Genomic DNA, 5,100 nt, shown 5'->3' with positions numbered 1-5,100 from the left:
TTGACGGTGATCGGTTCAGCCGAACGCCCATTTGGATATTGGACAGCCCTAGTTCACAAAAGGTTTCGATTTTAATTCGTTCGGAATAGGTTATACTAGACAAAAGATCAGCTCCTAAAAGATGGGTTTGTGGTAAACACCATTTTAAAGGAAGCTGATCTTTTCTGTCCGAACAGCGTTCGGATTAATTTTACAATCTACCGATTGCACTTATTTTAGCCATTATTTTTACAAAAAATGTTAGTGAGTTGACGCATCCACATGTGGATGTATTGTCAATTGTGATGTCAACCATTGGTTTTGGTGGCGTCGTTATTGGTGTTAGCTTAGCCAGTCAAACGGGCTGGGGTTCATGGGAAGTATTGCTGGCATTAGTTGTTGGTATCGTCAGTTTGGCATTATTCTGCCGTCGTCAATTACATCTAGATGAACCAATTCTGAATGTGCGTGCCTTTGGCATCCGTTCGTTTTCCGTTGGGACATCGTTAGTTATGGTTGATTTCATGGTAATCATGTCATCGATGTACCTGTTGCCAATGTACTGGCAAGATGGCCTGATGGTGCCAGTCGCCTTGACGGGGATGCTCATGCTGCCCGGTGATATCATTAACGCGGTGGTTTCGTCGATTTCTGGCCGGTTATTTGATCGGCTTGGCGGTCGTCGTCCAGTGATTGCCGGCTTTTGTGTTGCAGCGGTGGGTGCTGTGTTGCTGGTTTTGACTAACAGCCACTCTGCATACTGGTATGTCGTGGTAGCACACATTATTTTAATGATCGGTGCCCCTTTGGCTATGTCACCAGCGCAAACGTATGGACTGAATGCTTTACCACCACGATTAGCAGCTGATGGTAGCAGTATTATGAACACGCTTCAACAGATCTGTGGTGCGATTGCCACAGCACTTTCAACGAGTTTGATGAGCACTGGCGAAGCAGGTCAACGAACACGCGATGCCGTTTCATCAGGAACACGGATGGGCTTTATGCTAACATTGGCATTAGCCGTTATTGGCGTTATTGTCGCCACGGTATTTGTGCGGCAGCAACAAGCCCCAGCGGATGTTGAAGAAACTTCCGCTACGCAATCGGCAGGTCATGAAGCACCCGCTGAGCGTTAATATGATAGATTGTAAAATTAATCCGAACGCTGTTCGGACAAAAAAGATCAGCTTCCTTTAAAATGGTGTTTACCACAAACCCATCTTTTAGGAGCTGAATCAGAGACCACTTAAAATACTTGACTGGCAAACACCTTATCAGATCATGCTGACAAATTTGTCCAAAAATTCGGATTAAATTTGCAATCTACCATAAACAAAAACTCAGAATGAGGTCGTTTGTTTTTGTTGAGTCGCTGGCTTGGTTAAACGGCAGTGGATCAATTGTATTTGGTTGATGACGAATCGAAACATGTTTGTACGTGGAGAGTTTGATTTTGTCGGCAAACATTTTAGGCATAAGTATCACCTTTCATATATGCATTAATCTTAGCGTTAACTGTCACCGACAGCATAGCATAGTGCGCAAAAAAAGGGGTTAAGTACGCCGTTTAAGACGCATTTAACCCCTTATATTTACTTCATTTTAGTGTAAATCAATAGCGACTGATCCCAACTGGTTGGCCATCTGGCAACTGATCTTCATTAACGACAATCACATCACCGCCACGTTGAAGCATAGTGACACACAGTGAAGGAATAGCATTAGCGGCGGTTGGATCGGCAATGAATTGATCACGGTCTAAGTGACCGTGCCACTCGGATGTATCGGCGACGATTAAAGTCCCTAGCTGACCATGAGAAACAGCTGTGGCAATGTCGGTTGGTAATTTGACCTGATGATTGGCATTAGCAGCATCATGGTAAGCTTTGAGTCCTGTTTGAATAATTTGGTCGGCATGCTGTTCAAATAAGGGCTCAATCCGCTGCTGAATCTGCGCAGTGCTTAAGTTGGCAGGAGATTCATTCAACACATAATCCGTTGAAATATGTGTTAACCGACTAAGCTTGCGGAATAAAGCTTGATTTTCTGGTAAAGCAAACAGAACTAGAGGTCGTTGCGTATCTTTTTGCCAAGCTTGCATGAAGTTATCAACGGCTTGGAAGTAGTTTGTCAGGTCAATATCTTTGCCGACATCCTTGGTGTGGTGACCGTGGTAGCCAGCGTGTTCGCCGCGACTGACACTGTTAACGTCTCCGCCACGGATTTCTGTGCCGAGCGCCTGTGTCAAGGTGGTTGGTGCATCATCTGGTAGAGGTGTTAAAATCACACGATGATTACGAATTTGATAAAGCTTAAACGAATCGCCATTTAGAGCAAGCAAGTCGAAATCGAAGGCGCGCTGTTGTTCACGTAGCAGTGGTCGTAACTCGGGAACGGTGCCTACCGACACTTGATCAGTTACGTTGGTGGACAAATGATCGATGATTACTTGATCTGCTGTGGTTAAAACGGCGATGCTTTCTTTAATATTTTGTGCAAATAGTGCGTCGTCGCTGAGTGCCGCTGTCACTCGCGGTTCAATGCTGGACCACCAGTCCGTGCCAAACTGACGGGTGACGTGTTGCTTTGCCTGACGAATAAGATCCTGAACACGTAATCGTGTGTGTGGCCGATCAGCAGGATCAATGTTTGCGTAAATTGATACAACTGGTGCATCGGGATGTTGTGTTAATAAAGTTGTTAGTGTAGCTGTATTTAACAGTGAGTTTGGCATATGCGTTATCCTCCTAATTTAAACACGTCTTAGCTGTTGTTAGGTACGCGTCTTCAAGGCCTGAAACACCTGTTGGACGGCACTTTCTACTTGATAGCGTAGCAAGTGCCGTGATCGGATGCGAATTATGTGCCTATGGGAATGAAGCCGTATACAACGCAAAGTAAGTCGTAAATTAGGTAATTATTGAATGTACTTCTCACTGATTCGATTTGTGCAGCCTATGCAGCCGAAATAAAAAGTAGCTACTTTAAGTTGAAATTATAGGCGAACTTGCGTTACGAGGGCGGGGAATCTTGCCTCAGAAGAAACTATGAACGTTTATTGACACTATTCAGTGCGAGGCTACTTGAAGATGATAAAAGAGCGCTTTCGCAATGTTATTACGATACACAAATAAATTGAGAAAGCTTCAATAAGCACTGGATGTGGCTGTAAATGGCAGCATTACTTTGAGTAATGACAGAAACGGATTGAAGGGTTCCGGTGACTTAGTAAAGCATGATTGACAAACGCATATTCTAAATCATCCTTTTCATTGTTAGGCTTGGCGTATTTAAGGGTTAAATAATCCCTTTCAAGGTGTACAAGACTGTGGTTTGCCACAGACATGCAGGACAAATTCAGGACAAAATGGGAATGAACAGGGTATAATTCCCTCAGTTTAAGAAGGAGGAATTGATATGGAACTAACAAATACAGATTACGATATCTTAGATGCGATTGCCTCAGGCCGTGTTGAATCCGGGACGCCAGTGACTCATTTTGTAGACTACTGTGATAATGCAATCGGTGGGGATCCTCGGCCTTTGATCGATGCTGGTTACATTGAAGCAAGTGGCAATACCGTCGAAGGATTAACTGATAAAGGCAAGCAGGCATTAGCAGATCGTAAGACAAAGTAATAACGTTGGCCATTTTGTCCCTTAGATTAGTAAAGTGTGTCATAATGAATCAACTAACTAAGGATAAAGGGACGGATTTTAAATGAATCAGGAGTGGCGTGAACAGGCTAATGCCGCCGTTCACGGATTATTATTATGGGCGGCCATTATCAACATTTTTTCTGGTGTTGTCATCAGTTTGACAATGTTAACGGGTGGGGCATCGTTCTTCGTTTATACGATGACCTTAATCCCCGCCATTGTAGGTGTGTGGGAGTTGTCTAAATTGAATCAGCTTACGGATCGCTGGCTGGCTAATGGTAGCGCGTTTTATCAGCAAGGAATTATTAGCGTGATCTTTGCTTCCTGGGTGGCGGCTATCTTATTGTGGATCGCTGGCCATCGCTTGCAGGTTATTGCAGCTAATCATCGAAACTAAAATAGAGTTGAATCATCAGTTTTTATCTTGAACAATCAAGTTTGTAATTGTTTGAAATAAGCTCATGGTTCAACTCTTTTTCTATGTAATTTTGAAAATGCACATGAAACGTAATTATTTTGTAGCGAAATGGTTAATCACAGGTGTTTAGTCTGTATTTTTAGGCTAAATAGGGTGTCATTTAACTCGAACAAAAGTTTTCTAAATTTACATATTCCTGGAGGGAATGAAAATGAGAAAGTATTTTGCCGAGTTTATCGGAACTTTCATGCTTGTTTTCATCGGTACTGGTACAGTTACGGTTGCTAAAGGCGGCACTTTAGCCATTGGTTTAGCATTCGGATTGGCCATTACGATGATGGCTTACGCCGTTGGTGGCGTGTCAGGTGGTAACTTCAACCCCGCAGTATCTATTGCGATGTTGATCAACGGTCGTTTGTCAGCTAGTGACACCATTTTTTACATTATTTCGCAATTTTTAGGTGCCACAGTTGCTTCAGCCGTTCTGTACTTCTTTGAACACGCATTAAGCTTGCCAAAGAGCGTTGGTTTTGGTCAAACGGATTTTCCTAAGATCTCTGCTGGCGCAGCGTTTTGCTTCGAAACAATTATTACCTTCTTGTTCGTATTTGTGATCTTGATGGTCACTAGCGAAAAGTTTGGTAACGCTACAATGGCACCAGTAGCAATTGGTTTAACCTTAGCCTTTTTGATCATTGTTGCCTTGAACTTGACCGGTGGTTCTTTGAACCCTGCTCGTAGTTTCGGACCTGCCATCTTTGCTGGTGGTACTGCTTTATCTCACTACTGGGTTTACTTGATTGCCCCAGTTTTGGGTGCTGCTATTGCGGCCTTTGTTGGTCGTTGGATGGGTAGCGAAGACTAGACTGATTTTTAAAGCTTTATATACGAACACCCTGGAAAATTGGCCATTTGGTCAGGCAACCAGGGTGTTTTTTTGATGTGGCAAATTACAAGTTTAATCCGAACAAGCCCGGAATCTTTCAATGGCAGTCTGTTGATGATGTATTTTTAATGGTCGTTGATTAATTAGTTCAAGT

The 5,100-nt window shown here is 43.2% G+C and carries 6 protein-coding genes and 1 pseudogene; 4 read left to right on the top strand and 3 right to left on the bottom strand.

All coding sequences use genetic code 11. The features are described from left to right. A pseudogene (locus GB992_RS06625) lies at positions 1-103 on the bottom strand (IS30 family transposase); the annotation flags it as partial. A 181-nt stretch (positions 104-284) separates the two neighbouring features. On the opposite strand from GB992_RS06625, the gene GB992_RS06620 reads away from it, so the two are divergent. After that, positions 285-1,118 carry an MFS transporter gene (locus tag GB992_RS06620; RefSeq protein WP_238331064.1) on the top strand — a complete coding sequence of 278 codons (834 nt, stop codon included), beginning with the start codon at positions 285-287 and terminating at the stop codon, positions 1,116-1,118. Between the two features lie 187 nt (positions 1,119-1,305). On the opposite strand, the gene GB992_RS06615 is transcribed toward GB992_RS06620, so the two are convergent. Continuing rightward, positions 1,306-1,458 carry a hypothetical protein gene (locus GB992_RS06615; RefSeq protein WP_161001738.1) on the bottom strand — a complete coding sequence of 51 codons (153 nt, stop codon included), beginning with the start codon at positions 1,456-1,458 and terminating at the stop codon, positions 1,306-1,308. A 136-nt stretch (positions 1,459-1,594) separates the two neighbouring features. Continuing rightward, positions 1,595-2,716 carry a baeRF6 domain-containing protein gene (locus GB992_RS06610; protein ID WP_161001737.1) on the bottom strand — a complete coding sequence of 374 codons (1,122 nt, stop codon included), beginning with the start codon at positions 2,714-2,716 and terminating at the stop codon, positions 1,595-1,597. A gap of 683 nt (positions 2,717-3,399) precedes the next feature. On the opposite strand from GB992_RS06610, the gene GB992_RS06605 reads away from it, so the two are divergent. From GB992_RS06605 to GB992_RS06595, 3 genes are all read left to right on the top strand, one after another. After that, entirely contained in the window at positions 3,400-3,621 is a 222-nt protein-coding gene (locus GB992_RS06605; protein WP_161001736.1) for a hypothetical protein, read from the top strand. 82 nt (positions 3,622-3,703) lie between these two features. Next, positions 3,704-4,039, top strand: coding sequence for a hypothetical protein (locus GB992_RS06600; RefSeq protein ID WP_161001735.1), 336 nt, complete (start codon positions 3,704-3,706; stop codon positions 4,037-4,039). A gap of 232 nt (positions 4,040-4,271) precedes the next feature. Beyond that, the gene (locus GB992_RS06595) at positions 4,272-4,925 is read left to right on the top strand and encodes an MIP/aquaporin family protein (protein WP_178941750.1); all 654 of its coding nucleotides are present in this window, start codon (positions 4,272-4,274) and stop codon (positions 4,923-4,925) included. The last annotated feature ends 175 nt before the right edge of the window (positions 4,926-5,100 follow it).

The sequence above is a fragment of the Furfurilactobacillus milii genome, from assembly GCF_009863985.1.
In the GTDB taxonomy this organism is placed as follows: domain Bacteria; phylum Bacillota; class Bacilli; order Lactobacillales; family Lactobacillaceae; genus Furfurilactobacillus; species Furfurilactobacillus milii_A.
This window is presented reverse-complemented; position numbering and strand designations above follow the sequence as displayed.

What these genes read in the sequence shown, in the direction of transcription:
- GB992_RS06620 (WP_238331064.1), top strand. Translation starts at nt 285, where the DNA reads ATGTCAACCATTGGTTTTGGTGGCGTCGTTATTGGTGTTAGCTTAGCC.
- GB992_RS06600 (WP_161001735.1), top strand. Translation starts at nt 3,704, where the DNA reads ATGAATCAGGAGTGGCGTGAACAGGCTAATGCCGCCGTTCACGGATTA.
- GB992_RS06615 (WP_161001738.1), bottom strand. Translation starts at nt 1,458, where the DNA reads ATGCCTAAAATGTTTGCCGACAAAATCAAACTCTCCACGTACAAACAT.
- GB992_RS06610 (WP_161001737.1), bottom strand. Translation starts at nt 2,716, where the DNA reads ATGCCAAACTCACTGTTAAATACAGCTACACTAACAACTTTATTAACA.
- GB992_RS06595 (WP_178941750.1), top strand. Translation starts at nt 4,272, where the DNA reads ATGAGAAAGTATTTTGCCGAGTTTATCGGAACTTTCATGCTTGTTTTC.
- GB992_RS06605 (WP_161001736.1), top strand. Translation starts at nt 3,400, where the DNA reads ATGGAACTAACAAATACAGATTACGATATCTTAGATGCGATTGCCTCA.